The 26,044-nt window shown below is 70.8% G+C and carries 27 protein-coding genes; 15 read left to right on the plus strand and 12 right to left on the minus strand.

The window, feature by feature from the left end; all coding sequences use genetic code 11:
• The first annotated feature begins 2 nt into the window (after positions 1–2).
• Positions 3–1,517 (plus strand): DUF6461 domain-containing protein, encoded by a 1,515-nt coding sequence (locus CHC09_RS28315; RefSeq protein ID WP_143232623.1) that lies wholly within the window; start codon positions 3–5, stop codon positions 1,515–1,517.
• A gap of 24 nt (positions 1,518–1,541) precedes the next feature.
• On the opposite strand, the gene CHC09_RS28320 is transcribed toward CHC09_RS28315, so the two are convergent.
• Positions 1,542–1,811: a flagellar biosynthetic protein FliQ gene (locus CHC09_RS28320; protein ID WP_089296263.1), complete on the minus strand. Its 270-nt coding sequence runs from the start codon at positions 1,809–1,811 to the stop codon at positions 1,542–1,544.
• Between the two features lie 157 nt (positions 1,812–1,968).
• Here CHC09_RS28320 and CHC09_RS28325 point away from each other — a divergent pair, with 157 nt between their 5' ends.
• Positions 1,969–2,388 (plus strand): nitroreductase family deazaflavin-dependent oxidoreductase, encoded by a 420-nt coding sequence (locus CHC09_RS28325; RefSeq protein ID WP_089296264.1) that lies wholly within the window; start codon positions 1,969–1,971, stop codon positions 2,386–2,388.
• A gap of 48 nt (positions 2,389–2,436) precedes the next feature.
• Complete coding sequence (locus tag CHC09_RS28330; RefSeq protein ID WP_089296265.1) at positions 2,437–3,192, plus strand: TIGR03557 family F420-dependent LLM class oxidoreductase; 756 nt, start codon at positions 2,437–2,439, stop codon at positions 3,190–3,192.
• Here CHC09_RS28330 and CHC09_RS28335 read toward each other — a convergent pair.
• Both CHC09_RS28335 and CHC09_RS28340 read right to left on the minus strand, forming a co-directional pair.
• Positions 3,176–4,369, minus strand: coding sequence for a cytochrome P450 (locus tag CHC09_RS28335; RefSeq protein WP_089296333.1), 1,194 nt, complete (start codon positions 4,367–4,369; stop codon positions 3,176–3,178). The two genes, CHC09_RS28330 and CHC09_RS28335, sit on opposite strands and share 17 nt — an antisense overlap.
• Before the next feature lie 135 nt (positions 4,370–4,504).
• On the minus strand, positions 4,505–5,770 hold the full coding sequence (locus tag CHC09_RS28340; protein WP_089296266.1) for a DUF1996 domain-containing protein: 1,266 nt from the start codon (positions 5,768–5,770) through the stop codon (positions 4,505–4,507).
• A 317-nt stretch (positions 5,771–6,087) separates the two neighbouring features.
• Between CHC09_RS28340 and CHC09_RS28345 the strand changes: the two genes are divergently transcribed.
• Positions 6,088–6,603 (plus strand): phospholipase, encoded by a 516-nt coding sequence (locus tag CHC09_RS28345; RefSeq protein ID WP_089296267.1) that lies wholly within the window; start codon positions 6,088–6,090, stop codon positions 6,601–6,603.
• A 286-nt stretch (positions 6,604–6,889) separates the two neighbouring features.
• On the opposite strand, the gene CHC09_RS28350 is transcribed toward CHC09_RS28345, so the two are convergent.
• Positions 6,890–7,558, minus strand: a complete 669-nt coding sequence (locus CHC09_RS28350) for an NUDIX hydrolase (protein ID WP_089296268.1) — start codon at positions 7,556–7,558, stop codon at positions 6,890–6,892.
• A gap of 60 nt (positions 7,559–7,618) precedes the next feature.
• On the opposite strand from CHC09_RS28350, the gene CHC09_RS28355 reads away from it, so the two are divergent.
• Together CHC09_RS28355 and CHC09_RS28360 are read left to right on the plus strand one after the other, a co-directional pair.
• Entirely contained in the window at positions 7,619–8,644 is a 1,026-nt protein-coding gene (locus CHC09_RS28355; RefSeq protein WP_089296269.1) for an SPFH domain-containing protein, read from the plus strand.
• Positions 8,641–9,522: an NAD(+)/NADH kinase gene (locus CHC09_RS28360; RefSeq protein ID WP_089296270.1), complete on the plus strand. Its 882-nt coding sequence runs from the start codon at positions 8,641–8,643 to the stop codon at positions 9,520–9,522. The genes CHC09_RS28355 and CHC09_RS28360 overlap by 4 nt, the downstream gene beginning before the upstream one ends.
• Before the next feature lie 23 nt (positions 9,523–9,545).
• Here CHC09_RS28360 and CHC09_RS28365 read toward each other — a convergent pair whose 3' ends face one another.
• Positions 9,546–11,207 carry a phosphatidylglycerol lysyltransferase domain-containing protein gene (locus CHC09_RS28365; RefSeq protein WP_239138523.1) on the minus strand — a complete coding sequence of 554 codons (1,662 nt, stop codon included), beginning with the start codon at positions 11,205–11,207 and terminating at the stop codon, positions 9,546–9,548.
• A 205-nt stretch (positions 11,208–11,412) separates the two neighbouring features.
• On the opposite strand from CHC09_RS28365, the gene CHC09_RS28370 reads away from it, so the two are divergent.
• Together CHC09_RS28370 and CHC09_RS28375 are read left to right on the plus strand one after the other, a co-directional pair.
• Positions 11,413–11,790, plus strand: a complete 378-nt coding sequence (locus CHC09_RS28370) for a hypothetical protein (protein ID WP_089296272.1) — start codon at positions 11,413–11,415, stop codon at positions 11,788–11,790.
• 67 nt (positions 11,791–11,857) lie between these two features.
• A complete protein-coding gene (locus CHC09_RS28375) occupies positions 11,858–12,919 on the plus strand; it encodes a D-alanyl-D-alanine carboxypeptidase family protein (RefSeq protein WP_239138522.1) in 1,062 nt (353 codons plus the stop codon).
• 140 nt (positions 12,920–13,059) lie between these two features.
• Here CHC09_RS28375 and CHC09_RS28380 read toward each other — a convergent pair whose 3' ends face one another.
• The 3 genes from CHC09_RS28380 to CHC09_RS28390 all read right to left on the minus strand — a co-directional run bounded on the left by CHC09_RS28380 (position 13,060) and on the right by CHC09_RS28390 (position 16,641).
• Entirely contained in the window at positions 13,060–14,310 is a 1,251-nt protein-coding gene (locus tag CHC09_RS28380; RefSeq protein WP_089296273.1) for a polyamine ABC transporter substrate-binding protein, read from the minus strand.
• A 301-nt stretch (positions 14,311–14,611) separates the two neighbouring features.
• Positions 14,612–15,412 carry an inositol monophosphatase family protein gene (locus tag CHC09_RS28385; protein ID WP_089296274.1) on the minus strand — a complete coding sequence of 267 codons (801 nt, stop codon included), beginning with the start codon at positions 15,410–15,412 and terminating at the stop codon, positions 14,612–14,614.
• A 59-nt stretch (positions 15,413–15,471) separates the two neighbouring features.
• Complete coding sequence (locus CHC09_RS28390; protein ID WP_239138521.1) at positions 15,472–16,641, minus strand: serine hydrolase domain-containing protein; 1,170 nt, start codon at positions 16,639–16,641, stop codon at positions 15,472–15,474.
• A 237-nt stretch (positions 16,642–16,878) separates the two neighbouring features.
• Between CHC09_RS28390 and CHC09_RS28395 the strand changes: the two genes are divergently transcribed.
• Positions 16,879–17,334, plus strand: coding sequence for a GNAT family N-acetyltransferase (locus CHC09_RS28395; protein WP_089296276.1), 456 nt, complete (start codon positions 16,879–16,881; stop codon positions 17,332–17,334).
• A 141-nt stretch (positions 17,335–17,475) separates the two neighbouring features.
• Here the strand turns inward: CHC09_RS28395 and CHC09_RS28400 are convergent, their stop codons facing one another.
• Entirely contained in the window at positions 17,476–17,814 is a 339-nt protein-coding gene (locus CHC09_RS28400) for a YnfA family protein (protein WP_089296277.1), read from the minus strand.
• Positions 17,815–17,849: 35 nt separating this feature from the next.
• The gene (locus CHC09_RS28405) at positions 17,850–18,716 is read right to left on the minus strand and encodes a LysR family transcriptional regulator (protein ID WP_089296278.1); all 867 of its coding nucleotides are present in this window, start codon (positions 18,714–18,716) and stop codon (positions 17,850–17,852) included.
• Positions 18,717–18,796: 80 nt separating this feature from the next.
• Between CHC09_RS28405 and CHC09_RS28410 the strand changes: the two genes are divergently transcribed.
• Positions 18,797–19,435 carry a type 1 glutamine amidotransferase domain-containing protein gene (locus CHC09_RS28410; protein ID WP_089296279.1) on the plus strand — a complete coding sequence of 213 codons (639 nt, stop codon included), beginning with the start codon at positions 18,797–18,799 and terminating at the stop codon, positions 19,433–19,435.
• Between the two features lie 12 nt (positions 19,436–19,447).
• On the opposite strand, the gene CHC09_RS28415 is transcribed toward CHC09_RS28410, so the two are convergent.
• Positions 19,448–19,969 carry a PadR family transcriptional regulator gene (locus tag CHC09_RS28415; RefSeq protein WP_089296280.1) on the minus strand — a complete coding sequence of 174 codons (522 nt, stop codon included), beginning with the start codon at positions 19,967–19,969 and terminating at the stop codon, positions 19,448–19,450.
• A gap of 83 nt (positions 19,970–20,052) precedes the next feature.
• Between CHC09_RS28415 and CHC09_RS28420 the strand changes: the two genes are divergently transcribed.
• The 5 genes from CHC09_RS28420 to CHC09_RS28440 all read left to right on the plus strand — a co-directional run bounded on the left by CHC09_RS28420 (position 20,053) and on the right by CHC09_RS28440 (position 24,960).
• Positions 20,053–21,396 carry an MATE family efflux transporter gene (locus tag CHC09_RS28420; protein WP_089296281.1) on the plus strand — a complete coding sequence of 448 codons (1,344 nt, stop codon included), beginning with the start codon at positions 20,053–20,055 and terminating at the stop codon, positions 21,394–21,396.
• Between the two features lie 22 nt (positions 21,397–21,418).
• Positions 21,419–21,922 carry a phospholipase gene (locus CHC09_RS28425; protein WP_089296282.1) on the plus strand — a complete coding sequence of 168 codons (504 nt, stop codon included), beginning with the start codon at positions 21,419–21,421 and terminating at the stop codon, positions 21,920–21,922.
• A gap of 22 nt (positions 21,923–21,944) precedes the next feature.
• On the plus strand, positions 21,945–22,541 hold the full coding sequence (gene sigK, locus CHC09_RS28430; RefSeq protein ID WP_089296283.1) for an ECF RNA polymerase sigma factor SigK: 597 nt from the start codon (positions 21,945–21,947) through the stop codon (positions 22,539–22,541).
• On the plus strand, positions 22,538–23,245 hold the full coding sequence (locus CHC09_RS28435) for an anti-sigma factor (protein ID WP_089296284.1): 708 nt from the start codon (positions 22,538–22,540) through the stop codon (positions 23,243–23,245). The genes sigK and CHC09_RS28435 overlap by 4 nt, the downstream gene beginning before the upstream one ends.
• A 146-nt stretch (positions 23,246–23,391) precedes the next feature.
• A complete protein-coding gene (locus tag CHC09_RS28440) occupies positions 23,392–24,960 on the plus strand; it encodes a serine/threonine-protein kinase (protein WP_179277322.1) in 1,569 nt (522 codons plus the stop codon).
• Positions 24,961–25,331: 371 nt separating this feature from the next.
• On the opposite strand, the gene CHC09_RS28445 is transcribed toward CHC09_RS28440, so the two are convergent.
• Entirely contained in the window at positions 25,332–25,739 is a 408-nt protein-coding gene (locus tag CHC09_RS28445; protein ID WP_203833224.1) for a hypothetical protein, read from the minus strand.
• Between the last annotated feature and the right edge of the window lie 305 nt (positions 25,740–26,044).

The following is a 26,044-nucleotide window of genomic DNA, read 5'->3' on the forward strand; positions in this document are numbered from 1 at the left end:
GGGTGGGCGACGAGGCGGCGGAGTACTACGACCGGATGCTGGTGGACGCGGATTGGGGCGAGGCGTTCTGCCTGACCTTCGTCCGCGGCCTCGACGACGCCACGCTGATCACCGCCTTCGGTGGCGACCCCGCGAAACGGATGCCGCAGGCGGAGCTCGCGCAGATTCTCGACGGCTTCGCGCACGGCGACGAGCCCGCCACCCTGGTCATCGGCGGCGTCGGCGACTGGCGGGTGGGCATCGAGATCAACGGCTACCAGGGTTGCCGTCCCGAGGTGCTGCGCCGGGCGGCGGCGGCCGGGGACGGCACGGCGCTGAGCGTGCTGCGCACCGTGACCGGGCGCTCCGAGTTCACCTACGTCAGCGAGGACCGGACGCAGGTGGTGATCGACCAGCTCCGGCCGGAGCGGCGGACCGGACCGAACCCGGAGCTGCTCGACGCACTGCTGAGCGGGCTGCCGTTCGGGCACGAGGACGACATCATCCCGGAGGCGGCCGGGCTCGCCCTCGCCGAGCGGATCACCGGCGTACGGCTGCCGCTCGACCTGATGGAGCAGGACCTGCCCGGGGTGATCCTGACCCTGGTCCCGGACGATCTCGTCCCGGAGGCCGGCCGCGGGCTGGCCGCGCTCGAACACCCGTTCGTAAGGCGGATGCTCTCCGCGCCGATCCCGGAGAACGTGCCGGCGATGGTGGCGTTCCGGACCCGCCTGATCGCCGAGGACGCCGGGCTGGCCGACGATCCGGTGATCCAGGCGGTCCTCGCCGCCCTCGACACGGATGACCCGCCGTCGCCGGATCTGCGCACCGGGCTTCAGGAGCTGCACCTGCGGCTGCCCGCGACGGCTCAGGCGTTGAACGCGGTCCAGGACATCGCCGCCGCGGCTTTCACCCGGGACACGGAGGATCCGGCGAGGCGATTCGGGACGGCGTACGCGATCCGGGACAGCGACCACAGCCTGCAGGCCGTCGTCCTGCGCCGCTGCGCCCTGCACGCCCTGCGGTACCTGCCGCCCAAAAAATCCGCGAGCCCGGCCGCGGGCTCGGTCCGGCTGTCCGCAACCACCTCCCCGGCGTACGCGGCGGTGGCCAAGCAGTTCGCCGCGTGGGATCCGGCGAAGCAGCGGACGGTGACGCGCTGGCTGGCCCGGCGGGCTTTCGAGGTCGCCGGCCTGGCCGAGCTCGACTGGGCCCGGCCGGCCCTGGAGGCGCTGGAGCGGGGTGATCCCCTGCCGTTCCCGGACCGCCGCGCGGTGTTCCGGCTGATCTCCGCGGCCGCGCTGGTGACCGCCGCGACCGGGCTGCCCCTGGATCAGCTGGAGAACCGCCTCACCGAGGCGCAGCGCGCCGAGCTGCGGGAACGCATCGATCGCGCGCCGATGGCGGTGATCACGATCTTCAACACGACCAACCCGGATCCGGCCCGAGCGCTCGCCGACACGTTCCTCACGGCGCTGGAGACCTTCGAGGGCCGGCCCGAGGATCTGGTCAGCGAGCTCCGCGACCGATTCTGCTGAACGTCCGATTCCCGGGGGCCGGGCTCAGCTGAGCAGCTTCGGCACGTGGTCGAAGAGCTGCACGGTGAACGTCATCATCTCGTGCAGCATCCAGTTGCCGCAGAGCAGCAGCATCACGCCGATCCCGATCGCCTTCGGCACGAACGAGAGCGTCGCCTCCTGGATCTGGGTCACCGACTGGAACAACGAGATCGCGAACCCGATCGCCAGCGCGGTCAGCAGGATCGGCGCGGCCATCTTCGCCGAGATCGTCATCGCCTGCAGTCCCAGCTCAACCACCATCGTGTCCGTCATGCCCCTCAGTTCGGGCGATTCCCGGGGCCACGGAGTGCAGACCGGTCGCACCCAGGTTGCCGTTCGGTTGACCGGCCGGGATTCCTCAAGTGGCCCCCTCGGCTGTCGCGCGTCCATCTTCCGGGCGCGGCGATCGCGACGGCGGTACGTTGGCGGAATGGTTTCTGTGATCGATTTGCATGGCGACCCGCACGTCGCGCGGTACCTGGAGACCGACGGCGAGGAGGGGTATCGCTGGCGCAACGGGACCGAGATCCTGATCCTCTTCACCGAGGGACGCCGCTCCGGCGAGCAGCGGTCGCACGCGCTGATCTTCCGCGAGCACAACGGCGCCTACCTGGTCGTCGCGTCCAAGGGCGGTGCCACGGCCCCGCCGGCGTGGTTCGTCAACCTGAGCGCGAACCCACAGGTCGAGGTGCAGATCAAGGGTGACCGTTTCCCGGCGACGGCGCGGGTCGCGACGCCCGCCGAGAAACCGGCGATGTGGGCGAAGATGATCGAGGTCTGGCCCGACTACGACGAGTACCAGACGAAGACCGATCGCGAGATCCCGGTGGTCGTGCTCGAACGCGCCTGACGTTTATCCGCCGGGCGGCCGGGAAGGCGGGACCTACGCACCGAGCGGATCGGCCTGGCCACCGGGGTCACCTGCCCGAGCATCCGGTACCACCCGGCGATCATCGCGCAGGCCGCCGCGACGCTCGCGATCCTCTCCGACGGACGTTTCACGCTCGGCGTCGGTTCCGGGGAACGCCTGAACGAGCACGTCGTGGGGCAGGGCTGGCCGAACGTGCGGGGCCGGCAGGAGATGCTCGCGGAGGCGCTCGACATCATCAACCTGCTCTGGCGGGGCGGATACCGGTCGTATCAGGGCAAGTATCTGCAGGTGGAGGACGCGCGGGTCTTCGACCTGCCGGCCACCCTGCCGGTGATCGCGGTCGCGGCCGGGGGCACGGACGCCGCCGGGCTCGCCGCCACGCACGGCGGCGGGCTGTTCGCCACGGAACCCCGCCCGGACCTGGTCGCGGCGTACCAGGACAAGGGCGGGACGGGACCGAAGTACGCGGAGATCGCGATGGCGTGGGCGCCGGACGTGGACTCCGCGGCGCGGGAGGCGCACCGCACGTTCCGCTGGGCGCTGAGCGGCTGGAAGGTGATGACCGAGCTGCCCAACCCGGCCAACTTCGACGCGGCGTCACGAAACGTGCGGGTCGAGGACGTACAGGAGAAATTCGCCTGCGGTCCGGATCCGGAGCCCTACCTGGACGCGGTGAAGACCTATGCCGAGGCCGGCTTCGATCACCTGGTCGCGGTGAACGCCGGGCCGGATCCGGACGGCTTCATGGACTTCTTCGCCGAACAGATCAAGCCCCGCTCGTGATCGGCAGGCTGGCGAAACCGCGCAGGACCAGGCGATCCCGGCGAACCGGCGCGCTCGCCGGCGCGAGCCCCGGCAGCCGCCTCAGCAGCAGTGGGAACGCGACCTGCGCCTCGAGCCGGGCGAGCGGTGCGCCCAGGCAGTAGTGGGCGCCACCGCCGAACGAGACCGGCTGGACGTTCGGGCGGTCCGGGTCGAACCGGTGCGGGTCGGGGTACCGCGCCGGGTCCCGGTTCGCCGAGCCGAGCAGCATGGTCAGCATCGCGCCCGCGGGGAGCGACACCCCGCCGTCCAGATCCAGCGGGCCGACGGTGAAGCGGGAGGTCAGCTGCACCGGTGAGTCGTACCGCAGAATCTCCTCGACGAAGGCGGGCGCGAGCTCCGCGTCCGACCGCAACCGGTCAGCCTGGCCGGGGTGGTCCATCAGGATCTTCAGCCCGGACCCGAGCAGGTTCGTCGTGGTCTCGAAGCCCGCGACCAGCAGCAGCACCAGGTTCGCCAGCAACTCCTCGCCGGTCAGCACCGTCTCCTGCGCGGCGACGAGTGCGCTGGTCAGATCCTCGCGCGGGGTGTGCCGGCGGTCGGCGATCAGCCCGGTGAAGTACGCCTCGAGCTCGCGGCCGGCCTTGTCGGCGCGCCGCATCTCCTCCTCGCTGCTGATCGGCTCCAGGACCACGGTCAGGTCAGCAGCACGCTGGCGGAACCAGCGGCGCTCCGACTCGGGGATGCCCAGCAGCGCGCAGATCACCGCGATCGGCAGCGGATAGGCGAAGGCGCTCATGAAGTCGGCCTCGGCCGGCATCTCGTCGATCAGCTCGGTGGCCTGGGCGGTGATGACGTCGCGCATCGCGGCGACCCGACGGGGAGTGAAGGTGGCGGCGGCCGCGCGGCGCACCCGGGAGTGGTCCGGCGGGTTGGTCTGCAACATGGACAGTACGACCGAGGCGACGCCCCGGTTCTCCCGCCAGCCGGGCCAGGAGCGGTCGTAGTCGCGGGCGTCCGCGACACGCAGGCCGGGATCCCGCAGCAGGCGGCTGACCAGGGCGTGCGTGGTGATGAACCACTGATTCTCGAAGGCCGGGAAGACCGGCGCGTGCGCGCGGATCACGTCATAGGCGGGGTACGGATCGAGACGCCCCTCGGGCTGGAAGAGTGACGCGACCGCGGTTTCATAGTCCATCCCCATCGGACCATCATGCCTGCCGATGTCGACCGGCCGTCCTTGGGCACCGTGGGGAGGCCCGCGCTGCGCGGCTCGGCTGACGCTGCCTGGCTCCGGTCACGGGGACGGCGGTCGCCGCCCCCGTGAAAGCGATCAAGGACGGCCGTCGACACCGCACTTGACGATGATCCGGATGCAGTCGTTCACCCGGCGGGCCATCTCGTCGGCGGGCCAGGCGTTGAAGAAGTCGCCGTGCATGGTGTATCCCGGGCCGGAGGCGAGCCGCAGGTGGCTCGGGTCGCCGGTGATCGGGTAACGCATCACCTGCCGCAGCTTCGGCACCACCACCGGGTGGCTGGCCGGGCAGGCGTTGTTGACCGGGTACGCCATGTGGCTCTTGTGGTCGGCCGAGTCCAGGTTCCTGCCGTCCCAGCAGTGCGGGAAGTCCAGATACGACTCCAGCATCGCGCCCTGCGGACAGTTGACGAAGTCGTGCGACGGGGGCACCTGTCCGGCGGCCAGGCAGGACCAGCGGGAGATCGTGTTGTCGTTCGGCCCGGTCGCCTTGGCGTTGCCGGCCACGATCCGCAGCCCGACCGGCAGCGGCTGGGTCTGCGCGATGAGCGCGTCCGACACGCCCTCGCCCAGGTAGTAGAAGACTCCGGTGACCGGCTCGACCGGCACGTCATCGCGGTACAGCGTGGGGATCCAGTACGACGACTTGTCGATCGACGGGTTGCAGTTGCTGTTCGCGTTGAGCAGGTCGTTCACCGTGGTGGACGCGTTGGTCACCTCGCTGCCGAAGAAGCTGTGCATGTGCGAGGCGCCCGGCAGGTTCGGGAAGACGATCGGGTCGTCGGGCAGCCGGTGGGTGAACGGGCAGTCGGCGAGGAACTCCGCGACCCGGACGGCGCCGGGCGGGATCGTCGGCGTGGTCGTGCCGCCGCCGGTGCCGTACACCTGGAACTCGTTGAGCGAGACGCCCCACTGGGTGGCCCGGACCGTGGTGTTCACCCGCACGTAGCGCCCGGTGCCGTTGACGGTCAGCGTCTGCCGCCCGCCTGTGCCGGTGGTCGTGCTGTAGAGGGTGCTCCAGGAACTGCCGGTGGCCGAGGCCTGGACGGTGAAGGATCTCGCGTACGCGGCCTCCCAGTCCAGGACGACCGAGGTGATCGTGGCGCTCGCGCCGAGGTCGACCTGCAGCCACTGTGGATCGCTGAACGCGCTGGACCAGCGGGTTCCGGTGTTGCCGTCGACGGCGTTCGAGGCGGGGAACGCGGCCGACTCGGTGGACGACGCGGTCGCGGTCCGGCCCTGCGAGAGCAGGCTGTCGGCCGCGCTGGCCGCGGTGGCGGCGACCAGCACGTAGGTGGCGAGCGCGGCAGCCACCGCACCGGCCAAAAGCGGACGTTTTTGCATGAGAGACGAACCTTTCCGGGCACAGAGGACGAAAAGGGGATTTTGCAAGAAAGCGCTCTCCTATCCGCCACTGTGAACTCGCTGTTAATTGCTGTCAATGCGCCGAAACCGGTTCCATCAACAAACGCCCAGGTCAACGGCGTGCTCGCCGGAAGGTTCCGGTAAGTGGGGAGCGAACCCCAGTTCCCGGACTGCCGAGGTAGACCAGGGGCCGTCTAGCACGACGAAACAATTGATACAAGCTGATGAAAATCTCGTTTCCATCCGTAACGATCGTTAACCAGGTTTCCCCATCCCTGAACCAAGGAGCCCCCTGGATGATCGCCTCCCGTATTGTCCGATCCGCGCTCGTCCTCGCCGTCACCGCCGGCGTCGTCACCGGCCTGGCGTCCCCCGCGCTCGCCGTTCCCGCCGACAAGCCCGCCGTCCTGTCCAGCTTCACCCAGACCAGCGTGACCAGCTACAACTCCTGGAACGCCGCCCGGCAGAACCAGGGCGCCTGGTCCGCCTACGTCTTTGACTGGAGCACCGACTACTGCTCGTCGAGCCCGGACAACCCGCTCGGCTTCGACTTCAAGCTCGCCTGCCACCGGCACGACTTCGGCTACCGCAACTACAAGGCGATCGGCGCGTTCGACGCCAACAAGAGCCGCTTGGATTCGATGTTCTACGAGGACCTCAAGCGCAAGTGCGCCACGTACGCGGCGGCCGTACGGCCGGCCTGCACCTCCCTGGCCTGGACCTACTACCAGGCCGTCAAGGCACTCGGTTCGGCCGCGGAGGTCACCCCCGCGGAAATCGACAAGGCCGCGAAGCTCCTGCCCGCGTCCTGATCCACCGCTGGAGCGGGTGGCCGGCGAGATGTCGCCGACCACCCGCTCCAGCGTTTCCAGCGCTCGCACGAAGAAGCCTCTGACCACTTCGGATCATCAGCCCGGCCGCCGGGCACGGACGCGCCTACCCTCCGGGGGGGTACGACCAACCGTTTACTCACGCACGTGGGTTGCTGAGGCTGGTCGCCAGAGTCATATCGACGCTCCTGTTACGAAGCCGTGGCCCGGCTGAGCCTGAGCGCCGTAACCCGGGACACGACCATCAGCACCAGCGGACCGTGGCGGGTCACGGGCGCAGCAGTGGCGGGTGCAGCAGCGTCGCCGGCCCCCGCCGGAACAGCTGCGCCGGCCGCCCCCGGTCGCGGGTGACACTGTGGCCGGTCGGCTCGACGAACCCTTCCGCCGTGGTCACCTTCCGGTGGAAGTTGCGCGGATCGAGCTTGGTCCGCCAGACCGTCTCGTAGACTCCCCGCAGATCCGCCACCGTGAACTCCCGGGCGCAGAACGCCGTCGCGAGCGGCGTGTACTCGAGCTTGGCCCGCGCCCGTTCGACCCCGTCGGCCAGGATCCGGTCGTGGTCGAAGGCGAGTTCCGGCTCGTCCACCGGGCGCCACTCGGCGTGTGCCGCGTCGCTGCCGGCCACCGGGGCCGGCAGATCCGGCAGCAGCGCGAGGTAGGCGACGGTGATCACCCGCCCCCGCGGGTCCCGCCCCGGCGCACCGTAGGTCGCCAGTTGTTCGAGGTGTCCGGCGGACGAGTCCACCCCGGTCTCCTCGCGCAGTTCCCGGATCGCCGCCGCGTCGAGGTCCTCGTCGTCGTGGACGAAGCCGCCGGGCAGCGCCCACCGGCTCAGGTACGGCTCGATCCCGCGCCGGACCAGCAGCACCTGCAACGTGCCCTGCCGGATCGTGAGCAGCACCAGGTCGACCGTGACCGCCGCCACATTAAGCGTCATGTTGACGATAATAGCCCCAAGGGTTTATCGTCGCTATGACGAAAAAGGAAGGACCCTCCGATGGCCGACATCAAACGCCGCCTGCACCTGCGCCACCTGCGCTCCGCCCCGACCAGCTGGGTCAGCCACACCGTCGCCGGCCATGCGAAGCGCTCCGGCACCGGCCTCGCGTTCTGGTACCGGCCGCTGACCGCCGTGCTCTCCGAGGTGCCGGTCGACGACCGCGAGCTGCCCCTGCTGTTCCACGCCCGCACCGAGGACTTCGCCGACGTGACCGTGCAGGCCACCGTGACCTACCGGGTCAGCGACCCGGCCGCCGCCGCGTCCCGGCTGGACTTCTCGATCGACCCGTACCAGGGGCGGTGGAACGGTCAGCCCCTCGACCAGGTCGCCACACTGCTGGCCGAGCTGGCCCAGCAGCCCGCCCTCGACGTGCTCGCCCGGCTCCCGCTGGCCGAGGCGCTGACCACCGGCATCGCCCCGGTCCGCCAGTCGGTCGCCGACACCCTCGCCGCCGACCCGCGGCTGGCCGAGACCGGCGTGACCGTGGTCAGCGCCCGGGTGGTCGCGATCCGCCCGGAGCCGGACCTCGAGCGGGCGCTGCAGACCCCGACCAGGGAGAAGGTGCAGCAGGACGCGGACCGCGCCACGTACGCGCGCCGGGCGCAGGCCGTCCAGCAGGAGCGCACGATCGCCGAGAACGAGCTGCAGAGCAAGATCGAGCTGGCCCGGCGGGAGCAGCACCTGGTCGAGCAGCACGGTGCCAACGCCCGCCGCGGCGCCGAGCTGGACGCCGAGTCGCAGCTCGTCGCCGCGCGGGGCGAGGCCGAACGGGCGCGGCTGGCCGCGAGCGCGCAGGCCGACGCCGAACGGCTGCGTGACGAGGCGCGGGCGGCCGGCGCCCGGGTGGTCGGGCTGGCCGAGGCGGAGGCCGAGGCCGCGCGGCTGGCGGCGTACCGGGACCTGCCGCCCGAGGTGCTGCAGGCGCTCGCGCTGCGGGAGCTGGCCCAGCACCTCCCGGCGATCGGTGAGCTGACGGTCACCCCGGACCTGCTCAGCAAGGTGCTCGGGCGGCTCGGTTCGTGAGCACTTTGACCGCCCGCGTGGTCGTCGTGTCGCGGCGCAGCGAGCTCGACGAGTTGCTCGCCCGGCACGGCACCCGCGGCGCCGCCGCCTACTTCCTCGAGCAGCGCGGCCGCGACCTCGACGAGGTCACCGCGCGCCACGAGGCACAGCAGGCCGCCCTGACCGAGGTGGGCGGCGCGATCCCGGCCGACTGGCGCCGCGGTCGCGTCGAGCGCACGGACCTGCCACGTTTCCTCTTCGCCCCCGAGGACATCGTGATCGCTGTCGGTCAGGACGGCCTGGTCGCGAACGTCGCGAAATACCTGGACGGTCAGCCGGTGATCGGCGTCGACCCGGAGCCGGGCCGCAACGCCGGTGTGCTGGTCCGGCACCGCGCCGGTTCGATCGGGAAGCTGCTCAGGGACGGTCCGCGCGGACAGGAGCGCACGATGGTGACGGCCCGCCTGGACGACGGGCAGGAACTCTCCGGCCTCAACGAGATCTACGTCGGACACGCCGGGCACCAGTCGGCCCGCTACGTGATCACCACCCCGGACGGCGAACGGGAGCGCCAGTCCTCGTCCGGCCTGATCGTCGGCACCGGCACCGGGGCGACCGGGTGGTGCGCCTCGATCGCCCGGGACCGGGCGTCCGCCCCCGCCCTGCCGGCTGCGGGTGATCCGGCGCTCTGCTGGTTCGTACGGGAGGCGTGGCCCTCACCGGCCACCGGCGTGCGGTGCGTGAATGGGCTGCTGGCCGCGGGCCGGCAGCTGGAGCTGACCAGCGAGAGCGAACGGCTCGTCGTCTTCGCCGACGGCCTGGAGTCCGACGCCCTGGAGTTGTCCTGGGGCCAGCGGGTGCGGATCACGGTCGCCGACCGGCGCCTGCACCTCGTCTAGCGCACAGGAACCGGCTGGACCTGTCAGGAAGCCGGAGCGAGCTGGTCCACGCGAAGCTGTCGCTGACCACCTGCTCCGGCCACCGGCAGGAACGACTCCGCGCTGAGCGCGGCGACGGCGATCCGCGGCAGGTCCCGGGCCGACGGGAAGCAGAGGAAGCGTGGCTGCCAGTCCGGCTGGTACTTCGCGTTCGCCCGGTACAGCGACTCGATCTGCCACAGCCGCGACGCCGCCCGCAGCACCCGGCACCAGAGCCGGAGGACCGGCCCGGCCCCCAGCTCCTCCGCCCGGGCGAAGACCGACCGCAGCACCGCGAAGTTCAGCGAGATCCGGTCCACCCCGAACTCGGCCGCCGACGCGATCGCCGAGGTGACCATCAGCTCGGTGAGCCCGTTCGGCGCGGTGCGATCGCCGCGCATGAGGTCGAGCGACAACCCCCGCCGCCCCCACGGCACGAGTTGCAGCAGGCCGCGCAGCGCACCGTCGGCGTCGCGGCAGAGCACGAGCACGCAGTCGCCGTCGTCCGGGTCGCCGAGGCGGGACAGCGCCATCGAGAAGCCCCGCTCCACCTTGCCGTCGCGCAGCGCGTTCGCGCAGGCCACCGCTTCGGCCAAAGTCTCGGCGGGCAGGTCGCGCTGCCGGGCGACGGTGCAGGTGTAGCCGGCCCGCCGCATCCGGGCGACGGCCTGCCGGACGCCGCGCATGGCCCGCCCGTCCAGGGTGAAGGCGCCCGTGCCGACGATCGCCTCGTCGCCCAGCTCGATCACGTCGAGCCCGGCCTTCTGGTATGCCCGGCCGCCCGCGGTGCCGCACGCCAGCACGGCCGGCGTCCACCCGTGCCGGGCGCAGTCGGCGAGCCAGCGCCCGATCGCCAGTGGCCACTCCGAGGGCAGGCCGAGCGGGTCGCCGGAGGCCAGGCTCACCCCGTTGACGACCCGGTAGGCGACCGCGGCCCGCCCGGACGCCGCCCAGACCAGCTGTTTGTCGCGGCGCAACGCGAAGTAGCCCAGCGAATCGCCGTCACCGTGCCGGTCGAGCAGCGAACGCAGCTCGGCCCGATGATCGTCCCCGCCGTCACCGGGGGCACCCGTGCTGGGGCGCAGCAGCAGGAGCGCGGCGGAGCCGAACCCCAGCAGCCCGAACGCGCCGGTGGTGATCGAGACGGTGAGCGCGGCCTGCGGGGTGGCGAAGTGCACCGGGCCGGCGACCCCGAGGAGGCCGAGCAGCGCCTGCTCGGCCCAGTTCAGCACGCCGGAACCGGGCGCCCGCAGGCCGATCTCGGCGAAGCCCAGCACGAAGCCGGCGCCCAGGAACGTGGCGGCGGCGCGCAGGGCCCGCGGGCGGTTGCGCGGATCGCCTTCGGCGTTGAACTCGTCGCGCCGGGCCACCAGCAGCGCGACGATCGCACCGGCGAACACCATCGGGATCGGACCGCCCTTGAGCAGGTGCAGGACGACGGCGATCATCGAGAGCCCGAGCGCGAGCTGCCAGGCCCGGTGCTTGCCGCGGCGCAGGCCGGCGCCGAGGTAGACCAGGAGGACCCCGACGACGGCGGCGGCGGCCCGGGCGGTGATCAGCCCGGTCGTCGGGACCATGTCGGCGAGCAGCAGGTAGCGGTGGCGGTGCGGCGGGAGCACCGAGAAGAAGGCACTGACCACCCCGACGAACTGCACGAGGCGGGCCACGGCGCGGCGGGACGACGGAGGTCGTACCCATCGCGGGGGTAAGGGGATCTCGGATCCGTGTTCAGCAGTGACCGTCATAGTCGCCTCCCGTTCGCCGCACCTGAATCATGCGCAGCGGAGGCAAGCGGCGACAATGACATCTGTCGCCCATCGGCACCCGCACCTCGTCCAACGGATTGGAACCGCTCCCAGTACCCTCGGCGCCATGGCGTTCCTGCTCGATCTCGCGAACATCCTCGGCGGCCTGCTGCTGGCCATCCCGCTGCTGCGCCGGGTGCCGAACGTCGGCGGCGGACTGGCGCGCGTCGCCGACCGGGTGGCTCCCTGGTCCTGGCTGGTCGGCATCGCCGCCCTGGTCACAGCCGGCTTCTTCTTCATCGTGCACCTGGTCGAGGGGCACATCTGGCATTTCGAGGTCGTCGGGCTGATCGTCGGCGCGCTGCTGAGCTGGGAGAAGTTCACCGGCCGCCGGATCCTCGAGGCGCCCGGCGGGACCGATCCGGCGGGCCGGGCCCTGGCTGTCGCGATCTTCGGTGTGATCGCGATCATCGTCGGCGTCGAGGGCCTGTTCGCGCCCAACTGACCGTCAGCAACCTGATCGGTCCCGGACAGGACCGGAACGGGGAACCCGCGGCTTCCACAGTCTTCGGGTGACGACACGACAGCGAACTCTCCCGAGCTCCGCCGCCGCGGCGATCATCGCCCTGACGGCCGCCGGATCAGCGATCGGCCTGCCCACATCCGCTCACGCCGCCGTTCCCAAGGTCGCGACGAACTGGACGCGACTGATGCACCGCAGTCTCACGCACGACACGACGCTCGCCACCATGCGTACCACGCTCGCCACCCACCAGGCCGCGGTCCGCGCCTCGAACGCCGAGGTCGCCGCGGCCGCGAAGGCGGAACGCGGCACCCGGGCCGTGCTGAAGACCGCGACGATCGCCGACGCCAACGCACAGGCGCGCTACACGTCCGCGCGAAAGGCGCTGAACACCGCCAAGCAGGGCCTGAACACGGTGTCGAAGAGCAAGTCGAAGTCCCGCACCAGAGCGATCGCCCGGGCGAAGCGGGCTGTCACCGCCGCCACCAAGACGGTGACCGTCCGTAAGAGCCAGGCGCAGAACGCCGCCGCCGCGCTGAGCGCCGCAGGCAAGGCCTCCCGCGCCGCCCGCGCCCGCATCGCCAAGGCGGACGCCGCGGTGGCGGCGGAGTCCGCGGCCGTGGCGAAGACCCAGAACGCGATCACCGCGCTGCCCACCGCCGCGGCGCTGGCCACCCAGGCCGCCGCGGTCAGCAGGGACGTCGTCGAGCAGGTCCGGCCCGCCTTCAAGAACACCGACACCACCAAGGTCTACGGCGTCACCGTGCACCGCAACATCGCCTTCGCGTTCAAGCGCATGATCGACGACGCGAAAGCCGACGGCGTCGAGATCTCCGGCGGCGGTTTCCGGACCAAGGAGCGCCAAGCCGAACTCCGCAAGATCAACGGCTGCCCGGACGTCTGGACCGCACCTTCGTCGTCCTGCCGCGTCCCGACCGCCATTCCCGGCCGCTCGCTGCACGAACTCGGCCTCGCCGTCGACATCACCTCCGGCGGCAAGACCATCACGTCGAAGTCCGTGGCCTTCAAATGGATGCAGGCCCACGCCAAGGAGTACGGCCTGATCAACTTCCCCGCGGAAGCCTGGCACTGGTCCATCTCCGGCAGCTGAGACCCCGCTTCGCGGGCCTTTCAAACCCATTTCGCGGTACGACCGGCGGAGTCCCGCCTCCAGGCCCTTCGGCCCAAGCCCCGCCGTGGCCGGGCGCGGCGTGATCAGCCACGCCCGGCCGCCGCGCGGCTCGCGGTCGCTCAGCCGAGGACGATCGGCTCGAAGATCGAGGCGAAGGTCTGCTGCTGTTGGGCGCTGTTCAAGTTGACGTAGTAGTGCAGCTTCGCGTAGTCCGCCTCGCTCGGGAAGATGAGCGGGCTCTGCGCCACCCGCTGCAGGTCGGCCCGCTGCGACCCGGAGAGCTTGGCCGCGTCGGCCTCGATCCGCGCCTGCGCGGCCGGCACCGGGCAGACGTAGTTGATGTACTCGGTCAGCGACGCCGCGATCTCCACCTGGTAGAAGAAGTCGATGAGCGTGATCGCGTCGACCGGGTTGGCGGCGGTCACCGGGATGGCGAAGTTGTCCGTCCAGATCGTGCCGCCCTCCTCGGGGATCACGAACTTGAGGTTCGTACCGTCGGAGAGGTTCTTCTGGAAGATGTCGCCGGACCAGGCCTGGCTGAGCCACACCTCGCCCTTGCCGAGCGCGTCGACGTAGTCCTGCTCGAAGTACTTGCGGACGATGCCGGCGTCACGCTGCTGCTTGAGCTTCGCGGCCGCCTTCCGCCAGTCCTCCTCGGTCGAGTCGGCGGGCTTGACCCCGTTGGCGAGCAGGCCGAAGTTGGCCAGCTCGGTGAGGTCCGACATCATGCCGACCTTGCCCTTGAATTTCGGGTCCCACAGGTCGGCCAGGCTGGTGATCTCACGGCCGGTCTTCGCCGGGTCGTACGCGATGCCGGTGATGCCGGAGGCCCACGGCACACTGAACACGTTGCCCGGGTCGAACGCCTCCTCGGTGTACTTCTTGCCGGCGTTCGCGGTGAAGTTCGGCAGTCTGGAGTGGTCGAGCGGGGCCAGGAAGCCGGCGGAGCGGAACTGGCCGAACTGGATCCCGTTGGTGATCACCATCAGGTCGTACCCGATGGATTGTCCCGCCGAGAGCTGCGGCTGCACCTTGGCGAACCAGGGTCCCATCTCCTGGATCACCTCCTGGTAGTTCACCTGGATGCCGGTCTGCTCGGTGAACTTCTTCAGCTCCGGGCGCTTCGGGTCCATGTACAGCGGCCAGTTCGCGAAGTCGACCTTGCCGTTCTGCTTCTTGCCCTGCCAGAACGTGGTCACGGCGCCCGCGTCCACACTCGTCGCCGGCGTACCCTTGCCCTTCACCCCGCACGCGGACAGCGCCGCGCCGAGCGCGGAGAGGCCACCGAGGCGCAGTGCGTCGCGCCGGCCGAGTCGCCGCGAGGTCGCGCCGCGCAGGAGGGACGGGCCGGGTGTGGTGCGGGAGAACATCGAACTCCGATCACGTACGGTTACTGGTGTGCTCAGCGAGCGGACCCGGCTCGGCGCCGCCAGGCCCGACCAAGATCAAACCGTACGAACCGCCGGGCCGTGGACGAATCGGCGATCCGGGTGCGGATTCTTGTCACCGAACCGGCCAGCGGCCACTCCTCGTGTTGCGAAGTTGATCTTACTTCGCCGCCGGCCGGGGCCTTCCTCCGCGTAAGCCCGGTAACAGATCGTGCACGGTCGCGCGCGTCATCTCCTGACGGCTTCCACTCACCTTCTGACGGCCTCGGCGGGGCCGCGGGACTCACACTCCGGCGCGCTGGTTGCGGATGAGCGCCAGCAGAGCGGCGTGCGTCTCCTCGTCGGCGGCCACGACCAGACCCCCGGCGCCGGTGTGCAGCGGCTGGCCGTCGATGCCGGTGACCACGCAACCGGCCGCCTGGCAGATCGCGATACCGGCCGCGAAGTGGACGCTGTCGCTCAGGTCGCCGTCGGTGACGTACGCCGCGCGGCGACCGGCGGCGACCCAGGCCACGGCCAGGGTCGTGGAGACCACCCGGGGCCGGAACCGCTCGATGAACCCGTCGTCGGCCAGCATCCGGGCGGCCAGGAAGACGTCCCTGTTCGGGAACGGCGGGTCGAGGTTGACGTCGACGAGTCCGGACCCCGCCGACGGGACGAGCCGCTCGTCCGAACCACCACTACGCACGTACGCGGCGTCGCCGTCGGTCCAGAACAGCTCTTCGGTGAATGGATCCGCCGAGGCGGCGACGGCCACCCGTGCCCCGGCCCGCAGCGCCACATTGACCGAGACCAGCATGTTCCGTACGGCAAAATTCAACGTCCCGCACAGCGGGTCGACCAGCCACATCCGGCCGTTTCCCGCCGGTCCCGTACGCCCGCTCTCCTCACCCAGCACGACGTCGTCCGGACGCGCCGCGCGCAGGATGTCCACGATCGCCTTCTCGGCGTCCAGGTCGGCGGAGGTGGCGAAGTCACCGCCGGTCTTGTCGATACGCGTCAACGACGAACCGTAGTGGGACCGGACGATCGCCGCCCCGGCCTCCGCCGCGTCGATGGCCAGCACCTGGTCAGTGATCAACATGGATCAGACAATAGTGTCACGCGGCCGGTGAGCCTCGAACCGGAGCGGGCGTAGACCTTTCAGCCGCCCGCCCCGCCACCGGCCGGCGCCCCGGTGATGGCCTGCATCTCCTGCCCGATCAGGTCCTGCAGCGGCATGCCGTCGCGGTTGCCGAGAATGACGCCGACCCAGCCGGTGTCCGGGTAGATGCTCCAGTTGGCGCCGACCCCCGGGTTCCCGCCGGAACGCTGATACACCCACTGGCCGTTGGCGATCTCGACCACGACCCCGTACGCCCCGAACGACCCCGGCCCGTGCGGCGTCTTGGCCCCGAGAAGCACATCGGCCCAGGGCCGGTCCAGCACCGTGCCGTCGGCCAGCGCCCGCGCGAACCGGACCAGGTCCGGCGCGGTGACGAAGCCGCCGTCCCCGGGAGCGTCGATGAAGGCACGACCAGGATTCTTGCCGAGGACGTACGGGTAAGGGCTGCCCTTGTCCAGGTTGCGCACGGCGTCCACCACGCTGCCGTCCGCCACCTCCATGTACGGATGCGCGATGTGCCTGTCGGTGAGCCACTGCGGCCTGGTGCAGAACGCCGATCCGGTCATCCCGCAGCGCTCGAAGATGTTCCGCCGCACGTAGTCCCAGTACGTCATGCCGCTCACGGCCTCGACGACGAGAGCGGGAATGGTCACCTCGGCCTCCGCGTGGGCGGCGGTGGGAACACCCGGGACACCCACCAGCCGCGCCCGCCGGACCCGCTGCTGGTGATACTCGTGCACCTCGTCCCGGCTCTGGAAGACGCGCTGCACGTCCTCTTCCGGCAGGTCCAGCCCGGAGGTGCCGGAGAGCAGGTGGTGGAGGTTCACCTGCTCGGCGACGTCCGCGGCGAACCCGCTCAGGTACTTGCCCACCGGATCCGTCAGCCAGAGCCTGCCCTGCTGCGCCAGTTGCAGGATGGCGACCGCGTGAAACGGTTTGCCCGCCGAGCTGAGACTGAACGCGGTCCCCTCGTGGTTGCGGACGCCCCGGTCCCGGTCGGCCAGGCCGTAGGCCCGGGAAAGCACGGTCCGGCCCCGGTGCGACAGCAGCACCACACCGGAGAACCTGCCCTCGGCGGCCAGCTTCGCCACGTACCGGTCGTAGGCGCCGCCGGGCAGGGTCTCCGGCGGGATCCGGTCGAACGTGGCGGGTGTGGTGCCGGCGTGGCCGGCTCCGGCACTCGTCAACGGCACGGCGGCGGCCGCCATCGCGCCCCATTTCATTAGTCCCCGCCGGCCGATAGCACGTACCGGATCCGGCTCTGGAAGTGATGTGTTCCGACTCATTCCTCCACTCAAGACAGACGGCCGTTGCGATGGCGTATGCGTTTTCCGATACGCCCGCGATACAGCTGCCGCGCTGCCGGGGCCGGTCGATCGACCGTGATAGCGTCCGGCCGAGAAACAGGCGCCGTTACTCGGCGCAAGCCAGGAAGGTACAAATAAATGCATTCGGACGTACGCATCGAAGAGGCCGGCCTGGCCGATCTGGAAGCCGTGACCGACCTGTTCCTGGGCTACCTCGACTTCTACCAGGCGCCCACCGAGCGCGACGCGGCGAAGTCCTTCCTCAGCGAGCGGATGTCGCGGGGCGAGTCGACCGTGCTGCTGGCTCGCGTCGACGGCAAGGCGGCCGGCTTCACCCAGATCTACCCGCTATTCAGCTCGGTGCGCCGCTCTCCCGTCTGGCTGCTCAACGACCTGTTCGTGGCCCCGGACTTCCGTCGCCACGGCGTGGGACGCGCCCTGATCCAGGCCGTCGCCGAGCGGGCGGAGAAGGCCGGTGTCGTCCGGGTGGAGCTGTCGACCGCCGAGACGAACACGCAGGCGCAGGCGCTGTACGAGGCCGAGGGCTTCGTCGCCGACGTCGTGTTCCGCCGCTACAGCCGCCGGATCGGCTGAGCCCGGCCCGCCGGCCGCCGAGCCTCGATTCAGGACGCGACAGCGCCTCGACTGTCGACCTGGCTCGGCGTCGCGGCGATGCCGGTCGCCGGCCCGGGAGGAACGGGACGAACTCGTCGGCTCAGCCCGGGTCGGCGCTCGTCAGTGGGCGGCGCGCGGTGCGTACATGATGACGGCGACACCGGCCAGGCAGATGCCGGCGCCGATCAGGTCCCAGCGATCCGGCCGGAATTTGTCGACGACGACACCCCAGGCCAGGGAGCCGGCGACGAAGACCCCGCCGTAGGCGGCCAGGATGCGCCCGAAGTTCGCGTCGGGCTGCAGGGTGGCGACGAAGCCGTACGCCCCGAGCGCGACGACCCCGGCGGCGACCCACCACAGCCCGCGGTTCTCCCGCCAGCCCTGCCAGACCAGCCACGCCCCACCGATCTCCGCGAGCGCGGCAAGCAGGAACAGCACCAGCGATCGCAGAACCGTCATGCCGGCGAACCTAACCCGTCCTGATCATCGGAGCGTCACCAGGTCGGCCCGGCTGCGAGCAGCGTCTCGCGGACCAGCCGTACGTGGGGATTGGTGGAGGTGCCCGATCGCTGCACCAGGAAGCCGGTGTTGATCGGCGGATCCTCGGGGTCGTGGAGCAGGGTCAGCGCGCCGGAGGCCAGCTGTTCCGCGCACAGGTAGCGCGGCAGCACCGAGTAGCCGGCGCCGGCCAGCACCGCGGCGAGCACCCCGCGCAGGTCGGGGATCACCACCGCCGGGCTGGTGGTCAGCCTGCGGCCGAAGACGTGCCGCCAGTATCGGCGGACGATCGGAAGGTCCTGCGCGTAGGCGATCAGCGGCGTCCGGTCGAGGTCCACGGGACCGGCCGCCACCAGCACAAACTCCTCGTCCGTCAATGGGGTCGCGGACAGCAGGCGGCCCTTCGGGCGGGTGGTGGCGACGAGCAGGTCGAAGCGGCCCTGCCGCACGCCTTCGAGAAGGTCGTCGGTGAGTCCGGCGGTGATCCGGAGCCGCACGCCGCGGGTCACCAGTGGGGCCAGCGCGGGAACGACCCGCACGGCCAGCAACTCGGCCGGTCCGGCGAGGTGGACGGGCTCGGGTGGTGCCGACAGCGTCGAGGGGGCGAGCGCGACCGCGAGTTCGTCAAGGGGGCCCGCGATCCGCACCGCCAGTTCATCGGCGACCGCGGTCGGGAGCACGCCACGCGCCACGCGTTGGAACAGTTGACGACCGGACTGCTGCTCCAGCGCTTGGATCTGGCTGGTGACGGTGGACTGCGAGAGTCCGACGGCGCGGGCGCCCGCCGTGATCGACCCGGCCCGGTAGACAGCGAGGAAGGTCCGCAGCTGGTCCAGGTTGCCATCGGAAAACCGATCACTCACACCGATGATTCTATTGGATAGCAGATCTTCTTCCGGGCTACGGTCACCTCTGTTACCAGGAAGAACCGTAGGAGAACCCGATGTCCAAGATCCTGTTCGTGATGAGCGCCGCCGACCACTGGACGCTGAAGGACGGAACCCGCCACTCCACCGGCTTCTGGGCGGAGGAGTTCCTCGTGCCCTACCGGGCCCTGACCGCCGCCGGACATGTCGTGGAGGTGGCGACCCCCGGCGGTGTGGCGCCCGTCGTGGACCCCGCGAGCCTGAACGGCGAGGAAGCGCCGGTCGTGCCGGTGGCGGGACGCCTGACCGACGTCGACCTCGGCGCGTACGCCGCGATCTACTTCCCCGGCGGACACGCCCCCATGGAGGACCTGTCGCAGGATGGCGAATCGGCGGCGCTCATCGGGAAGGCCCTGACCGCCGGCGTGCCCCTCGCGCTGGTCTGCCACGGCGTCGCCGCCCTGCTGCCGGTCGACCCCGAGCTGGTCGCCGGCCGCCGGGTGACCGGCTTCAGCAACACCGAGGAGGGCCTGGCCGGCTTGGCCCCGAAGGCGTCGTGGCTGCTCGAGGACCGGCTGGTCGCGCTCGGCACCACGTTCACCGCGGGCGAGCCCTGGCAGCCGTACGTCGTCGTCGACGGCGCGCTGATCACGGGCCAGAACCCCGCCTCCTCCGAGGCTGTCGCGGCGGAGCTGCTGCGGGCGATGACCGCGTGACCGGGGGCCGGCTCAGTCGAGCGCCGCGAGCGTGCGGGTGAGCCAGTCCTGTTCGGCCCGCGAGGTGGCGCGGGCGATCTCGAACATGCCTTGACGGAACGGGTCCGCCATGTCGGCGGCCCGTAGCCGTTTTCCGCCGGCGGAGAAGAACGTCGCCGGCGCCTGCAGGAAGTCCAGCCGCCGCCGGAGCACCGCGGCCTGCTCGGCGCGGTCCGGCAGGTGCCGCAGGAACGCCAGCACGGTGAAGTACCGGTTCCGGTCGCTGATCTCCGCGTCCGAGGGCGAGCGGAGCCGCCGGAACAGTTCGGTGCGGCCGGCGTCGGTGAGCGAGAGCATCTGCCGGGGTGCCGCGGACGTGCCGGGCTCGGTCCGGCGCTCCAGCATCCCGGCGGTCTCCAGCCGGCTGATCGCGGGGTAGAGCGCGCCGTCGCTGACCGGTTTGACGTGCCCGGTCAGCGACTTGATCCGCTCCTTGAGCTCGTAGCCGTGCAGCGGCTCGTCGTACAGGAAGCCCAGGATCGCCAGCGCGAGCATGCCGCCCTCCCTTGTCTGTGCTCGCGCCAGCCTATAGCGTTCCGTTCTACATCGAATCGAGGTACAGCGAATCGAGGTAGAAGATGCTTCACCGGCGCTCGCTGGTACGCCTGGCCGTACCGAACTACGTCGCCCTGCTCTCCGGGGTGATCACCGGGATGATCGACGTGGCCTGGGTGGGCCGGCTCGGACCGGGCCCGGTCGCCGCGGTCGCCGTCGCCACCAGCGTGGAGAACGCGCTGCTCGGCGTCGCCCTGCTGGTCAACGGCGGGGTCACCGTGGTGCTCTCCGGCCGGCTCGGCGCGGGTGACACGGCCGCCGCCCGCGCGACGGTGCGCGCCGGCTGGTGGATCTACGCCGCACTGACGCCGATCGTGGTGCTCGCCGGCTGGGCGCTGCGCCACCGGATCGCCGCCGCCTTCCTCGGCGACGCCGCGGCCGCGGAACAGGCGGCGGCGTACTTCACTGTGCTCTTCCCGGCCGTGGCGATCTTCTACGCTCAGCAGGTGGTGGACGCGACCTTCGCGGGCCACGGCGACACCCGGACACCGATGCGTCTGGCGCTGCTCGCCAACGGACTGCTCCTGGTCCTCGACCCCGTGCTGATCTACGGACTCGGCCCGGTGCCGGCCTTCGGCGTGACCGGCGCGGCCGCGGCGACCGCACTCGGCCGGGCCGTCGCCCTGGTCACCGGCCTGATCCTGGTGCGCCGCCGGCACCCGGCGATCGGCGCGACGGCCCCGCTGCGGCCCGCGCTGCGGGCGGTCACCGTCGCCGGCGCGCCGATCGCCGGGGACTTCCTCGTCCGGATGGCGGGCGCCCTGACGGTCATCGGCGTGGTGAGCCGGTCCGGGGTGGCGGCTGTGGCAGCCTACGGAATCGGGATGAAACTCCTATATTTCGCCACGATGAGCTTCTACGCTCTGCGCAACGCTGTCACCATCCACACTCCGCGTACGCTCAGCGCCCTCGAGCCGGAGGCCCGCGCCCCCCAGCGGCGCGCCATCGGCGGGCAGGCGCTCGGCCTCGCCCTGGCCGCCGGCACGGTCGCCACGGTGCTGTTCGCGGCGGCGGCGCCCGCCCTGATGCGCCTGTTCAGCACGGACCCCCAGGTGGTCGCGGCCGGCGTGGTCCTCCTGCGCTGCGTCGGCGGCTACCTGATCCCGATCGCCGGAGTGATCGCGCTCGGCGGCCTGCTGATGGGCTCCGGCAGCGGATCGCGCCTGTTCGCGGTGACCGTGGCCGGCATGGCCACCCAGAGCGTGCTGGCCTGGGTCTTCGCCGGCGCCCTGGGGCTGCCCGGGGTCTGGCTGGCGATGGCCGTCGGCGGCCTGCTGCAGCTCGCGCTGGTCCTGGCCGCGGCCGGACTGCGCGCCCCGGCCCCAGCCCCGGTTCCGTCCACACCGGTCGCCATCCAGCGACGGTGACCCGTCCTTCGAGGAGGCCAGAATGTATCCGCACCGCGTCCTTGTCGTCCTGACGACCACATCGGCCGTCCTCTTCGGCGGCACGGATCCCGCCGCCGCCGCGACCGCGCCGAACCGCGCGACGGTGCTCGACTCGTTCACCCAGATCACCGCGGGCAGCTTCGACGCCTGGAACTCCGCCCGGCAGGACCAGGGGAAATGGTCGTCCTACGACTTCGACTGGCACACCGACTACTGCTCGGACAGCCCGGACCGGCCACTGAGGTTCGACTTCCGCCTGCCCTGCTGGCGGCACGACTTCGGTTACCGCAACTACGAGAGCACCGGCGGGTTCCGCGCCAACAAGCGCCGTGTCGACGCCGCCTTCTACGCCGATCTCAAACGCAAATGCTCGACCTATCCGTCCGCGTCCCAGCGATCCTGCAATTCACTGGCGTGGATCTACTACCGGGCAGTGTCGATTTTCGGCACTCTCGCGCCGATCCATCCCGGCGACGTCACGGCTACCGCGGGGGTCGTACGCTGACCCGGGTAGACGAAGGAGGGCCATGACGGAGCCCAGTGTCGGAGACCGCCGGGAGCACATCGCCCCGGCGCCGGATGCCGCCGCGCTGCTCACGGCCGTCGCCGGCGGCGACGAGAAAGCCTTCGGTCAGCTGTACGACCTGGTCGCGCCCCGCGTCTTCGGCCTGGTCCGGCGCGTGCTGCGGGACCCCGCCCAGGCCGAGGAGGTCGCCCAGGAGGTCCTGGTCGAGATCTGGCGCACCGCGGCCCGATTCGATCCCGGCCGCGGCTCCCCGACCGGGTGGATCCTCACCATCGCGCACCGCCGGGCGGTCGACCGGGCCCGCGCCGAGCAGGCCGCCACCGACCGGACCCTGAAGGTCGGCGCGGCCTCCGTGGACACCCCGTACGACGAGGTGGCCGACGAGGTCACCGGGCGCATCGAACGCCAGCAGGTGCGCGTCTGCCTGGACGGCCTCACCGAGTTGCAGCGCCAGGCGGTCACCCTCGCCTACTACCAGGGCCACTCCTACCCGCAGGTGTCGCAGCTGCTCGGGGTGCCACTCCCGACGGTCAAGACCCGGATGCGGGACGGCCTGATCCGCCTGCGGGACTGTCTCGGGGCGGAGGTTCCGGCATGACCACGGAGATCCACTCGCTGATCGGCGCATACGCGCTGGACGCCCTCGACGACCTGGAGCGGGCCGCCTTCGACCGGCACCTGCGCGAGTGCGCGACCTGCCGCGCCGAGGCGGACGAACTGCGCGAGGCGGCGAACCACCTGGCCGACGGCGCCTGGTCGGTCCCGCCGCCCCGGTTGCGCGACAACGTGCTGGCCGCCATCGCCCAGACCCCCCAGCTGACACCGGCCGCCGCTCCCCGGCCCCGGGTGCGGGCCCGTTCACCCCACCGGTTGCGGTGGGTCGCCGCGGCCGCCGTCGTGCTCGCGGCGGTCGGCGCGGGCACGATCGTCCACACGATCGAGGATCAGCGGGTACGTCGTGAGCAGGCACTCGCCGCGATCCTGACCGCCCCCGACGTGATCTGGCACGAGGAGTCCCTGGCCAGCGGTGGCCGCGTCCGGGTGGCGACCTCCGACCGGCGCGACGCCGGCGTGATCATGCTGGACGCCGACCAGGCCCCCACCGCCGGCAAGGTCTACCAGCTGTGGACGATCCGCTCCGGCGTCCCGTCCTCGGCCGGAGCGCTCGACGAGGGCCAGTCGGTCTCCACCCGGATCGTCGACGACCTGTCCACCGCCGACGCCGTCGGGGTGACCGTGGAGACCGCCCCGGAGTCGAAGACGCCGACGGCCCCCTTGGACGCGCAGGTGAACCTGGCCTGAGCGCACCGTCCACCGGTGCGGCGCGGCTTTCGCCGCGTTCCGGGGGCCGGCCGGATTCACGGAGTCCCGCCTTCAACCCATCCGGCAGGTCCGCGGCGCCGAATCCCCGGCAGCCGAGGACCTGCAGGGGGTGGGCGATGAGCGGCGTGGACAGAACCGACGACCGGGTGGGCGGCCGTTACCGGCTCCTCGAAGTGATCGGATCGGGCGGGATGGGCCGGGTCTGGCGGGCCGAGGACGACCTGCTGCTGCGGACGGTGGCGGTCAAGGAGATCACCGTGCCGTCCACCGCACCGCTGGCCACCGAGGCGATGCGGGAGGCCAGGGCCGCCGCCCGCCTCGACCACCCGGGCGTGGTGAAGATCTTCGACGTGGTCTGGCGGCAGGGCCGCTGCTGGATCGTGATGGAGTACGTCGAATCCCGCTCCCTGCAACGGGTGATCCGGGAGGACGGCCCCCTGCCGTACCGGGAAGTCGCCCGGATCGGCCTGGCGGTGCTCGCCGCCCTGCGCACCGCCCACGCCGCCGGCGTCCTGCACCGCGACGTCAAACCGGACAACGTGCTGCTCGCCGCGGAGGGCCGCGTCGTACTGACCGATTTCGGCCTGGCCACCATCGGCGGCCCGGACGGCGGCCCGGACCCCAGACTGGGCTCGCCGAGCTTCATCGCCCCCGAACGGCTGGAGGCGGCCGACGCCGGTGTCCCCTCCGACCTGTGGTCCTTCGGCGCCATGCTCTACGCCGCCGCCGAGGGCCGTCCCCCGTTCGCTCGCGGCGACTCCGCCTCGTCGCTGCGTGCCCTGCTCACCGATCCCCCGGACACACCGGAGCGCTCCGGCCCGCTCACCGCCCTGATCCTCGACCTGCTCGCCAAGGATCCGGCCGCCCGCCCGTCCCCCGCCGATGTCGAGTCCCGCCTGCGCACCGCCCTCGCGCACCGCCCCGGGAGACGCCGCATCCACCTGCGCACCGTCCTCGGTCACCGCCCCGGCAGGCGCCGCACCCACCTGCACACCGTGCTCGGTCACCGCCCCGCCAGGCGCCGCACCCGCCTGCACACCGCTCTCGGTCACCGCCCCGGGAGACGCCGCACCCGCCTGCTCCTGGCCGCGCTCGCCCTTCTCGGCCTGGCCGCGACCACGATCCTGGTCAGTCACCGCACCCGCTCCGAGCCGGGCCACGGGCCGGGTGACATGTCCACCGCCGCGATGATCTCCTCCGCGCCCGTCGCGCCGCGGAACCCGTGCGGGGACAGCGGCACCGCCACGACCGGCGAAACAACCGGGAATCTTCCGGCGGGCTGGATCCGGTTCCGCGATCCCACCGGGTTCGCACTCGCCCTGCCGCCCGGCTGGCGCCGCTCCCCCGACGACACCGACTCCGGGGACGACAGCGGAGTCTGCTTCGCCGACCCGTCCGGCCGGCAGGCGCTCACCGTCCGCGCGTCCTCGATGGATGCCGGGAACCCGGCCGGCTATTGGCGGCGGCGGGAGGCCGCCACCAAGCTACCCGGATACCACCGGATCAGCCTGGACGCCGATTGGGAGTACACCTGGGACCCCGATCCGGTCACGACCCGCCACGAACGCCGGGTGCTGCTGCCGGCGCCCGGGAACCGGTCCTATCTGCTGCGCTGGCGGGTCGCCGAAGCTGACTGGTCCGCGACGCTGCCGGTACAAAACCGGATGCTCGACCACTTCGCGGCGGCCTTCTGACATCCAGGCGTCGAAATCACCTACCGTGCGGCCGACATTCCCGTCCATCACGGAGCGCAGGAGCATAACCAGTCACCGTGAGCTCCACGACCAGTGAAAGAAACGACCGCAGGCCAAAGGCGTCGATAAGAATCGCCCGGCAGCGTTGCGGATACAGTTTCGAGCAGCTACAAGCACAGCCCCTGAACGCAAAGGCCAAGAATGCAAGAGCGATTCCGGCACCATCACCGTCGCGTTCAAGAAGCCGAGGAACGACCGGCTCGCCCTGGCCCAGCAGCAGCTCAACGAGGCCCACAACAACCACGGCCGCACCACCTGACAACCGTCAGTAGTCAGAACCCTGCTCGGAATGGCTCACTCAGAGTGAGGCCCTACAGGCCATAGCACATTTTGTCGGCGATGACGCCGTCTCCGTTGTCATCCGTCATACGCTCGGCCGTAATATTGGCGGCCGAAATCCAACCCCTCTTGGTAGTGCCGGCCACTCGCACATACCACCACAAGTTGCCGTAGCTATTCGTCGACCAGCACAGGAACCAAACCCGTTCGCCGCCGTTGACGGTACCGATATTGGCGCAATCCGAGTAGTAGTTCCCCTTGAGATTCCAGGTGCCCGCCTTCATGATCCCGGATCCGTCGCCGTTATCGCTCGGATACCAAGAACCGGGGCAGCTGCTGGACGCCGCGGATGCCGGCTGGGTCGCGGCGACGCCGAGTCCAGCAGTGAGCAATGCCGCGACAATCCCTGCGCGCAAGGCTCGGGCAACAGACAAACGCATTCCATGACTCCGTTCCTACGGGGCTAAATAGCTTTTATTTCAAGTTGACAGACCGCGGCCAATATTCCGCACAGGAAGTTCTACCAACAAAGTTCGAGTGAGTCCTCCCGTGACACTTCATGACCACGCAGTGGCAGCCTTTGCGCCGCCCCACTCAAGCGAGATCACCAGCACTTCACGTAGGCAAGGTTGCCGTCGTGATTGTCATCCGTAACGGCCTCGGACCAAATATTGTCGTCCGAAATCCAACCATAAGTGCTAGTGCCAGCCACTCGCACATACCACCACATGTTTCCGTAGCTATT

This window comes from Actinoplanes regularis, from assembly GCF_900188005.1.
Taxonomy (GTDB): Bacteria; Actinomycetota; Actinomycetes; order Mycobacteriales; family Micromonosporaceae; genus Actinoplanes; species Actinoplanes regularis.

What these genes read in the sequence shown, in the direction of transcription:
- CHC09_RS28410 (WP_089296279.1), top strand. Translation starts at nt 18,797, where the DNA reads ATGTCCAAGATCCTGTTCGTGATGAGCGCCGCCGACCACTGGACGCTG.
- CHC09_RS28425 (WP_089296282.1), top strand. Translation starts at nt 21,419, where the DNA reads ATGTATCCGCACCGCGTCCTTGTCGTCCTGACGACCACATCGGCCGTC.
- CHC09_RS28390 (WP_239138521.1), bottom strand. Translation starts at nt 16,641, where the DNA reads ATGGCGGCCGCCGCCGTGCCGTTGACGAGTGCCGGAGCCGGCCACGCC.
- CHC09_RS28445 (WP_203833224.1), bottom strand. Translation starts at nt 25,739, where the DNA reads ATGCGTTTGTCTGTTGCCCGAGCCTTGCGCGCAGGGATTGTCGCGGCA.
- sigK (WP_089296283.1), top strand. Translation starts at nt 21,945, where the DNA reads ATGACGGAGCCCAGTGTCGGAGACCGCCGGGAGCACATCGCCCCGGCG.
- CHC09_RS28420 (WP_089296281.1), top strand. Translation starts at nt 20,053, where the DNA reads ATGCTTCACCGGCGCTCGCTGGTACGCCTGGCCGTACCGAACTACGTC.
- CHC09_RS28325 (WP_089296264.1), top strand. Translation starts at nt 1,969, where the DNA reads ATGGTTTCTGTGATCGATTTGCATGGCGACCCGCACGTCGCGCGGTAC.
- CHC09_RS28335 (WP_089296333.1), bottom strand. Translation starts at nt 4,369, where the DNA reads ATGGACTATGAAACCGCGGTCGCGTCACTCTTCCAGCCCGAGGGGCGT.
- CHC09_RS28355 (WP_089296269.1), top strand. Translation starts at nt 7,619, where the DNA reads ATGGCCGACATCAAACGCCGCCTGCACCTGCGCCACCTGCGCTCCGCC.
- CHC09_RS28385 (WP_089296274.1), bottom strand. Translation starts at nt 15,412, where the DNA reads ATGTTGATCACTGACCAGGTGCTGGCCATCGACGCGGCGGAGGCCGGG.
- CHC09_RS28320 (WP_089296263.1), bottom strand. Translation starts at nt 1,811, where the DNA reads ATGACGGACACGATGGTGGTTGAGCTGGGACTGCAGGCGATGACGATC.
- CHC09_RS28400 (WP_089296277.1), bottom strand. Translation starts at nt 17,814, where the DNA reads ATGACGGTTCTGCGATCGCTGGTGCTGTTCCTGCTTGCCGCGCTCGCG.
- CHC09_RS28395 (WP_089296276.1), top strand. Translation starts at nt 16,879, where the DNA reads ATGCATTCGGACGTACGCATCGAAGAGGCCGGCCTGGCCGATCTGGAA.
- CHC09_RS28370 (WP_089296272.1), top strand. Translation starts at nt 11,413, where the DNA reads ATGGCGTTCCTGCTCGATCTCGCGAACATCCTCGGCGGCCTGCTGCTG.
- CHC09_RS28435 (WP_089296284.1), top strand. Translation starts at nt 22,538, where the DNA reads ATGACCACGGAGATCCACTCGCTGATCGGCGCATACGCGCTGGACGCC.
- CHC09_RS28415 (WP_089296280.1), bottom strand. Translation starts at nt 19,969, where the DNA reads ATGCTCGCGCTGGCGATCCTGGGCTTCCTGTACGACGAGCCGCTGCAC.
- CHC09_RS28380 (WP_089296273.1), bottom strand. Translation starts at nt 14,310, where the DNA reads ATGTTCTCCCGCACCACACCCGGCCCGTCCCTCCTGCGCGGCGCGACC.
- CHC09_RS28340 (WP_089296266.1), bottom strand. Translation starts at nt 5,770, where the DNA reads ATGCAAAAACGTCCGCTTTTGGCCGGTGCGGTGGCTGCCGCGCTCGCC.
- CHC09_RS28350 (WP_089296268.1), bottom strand. Translation starts at nt 7,558, where the DNA reads ATGACGCTTAATGTGGCGGCGGTCACGGTCGACCTGGTGCTGCTCACG.
- CHC09_RS28345 (WP_089296267.1), top strand. Translation starts at nt 6,088, where the DNA reads ATGATCGCCTCCCGTATTGTCCGATCCGCGCTCGTCCTCGCCGTCACC.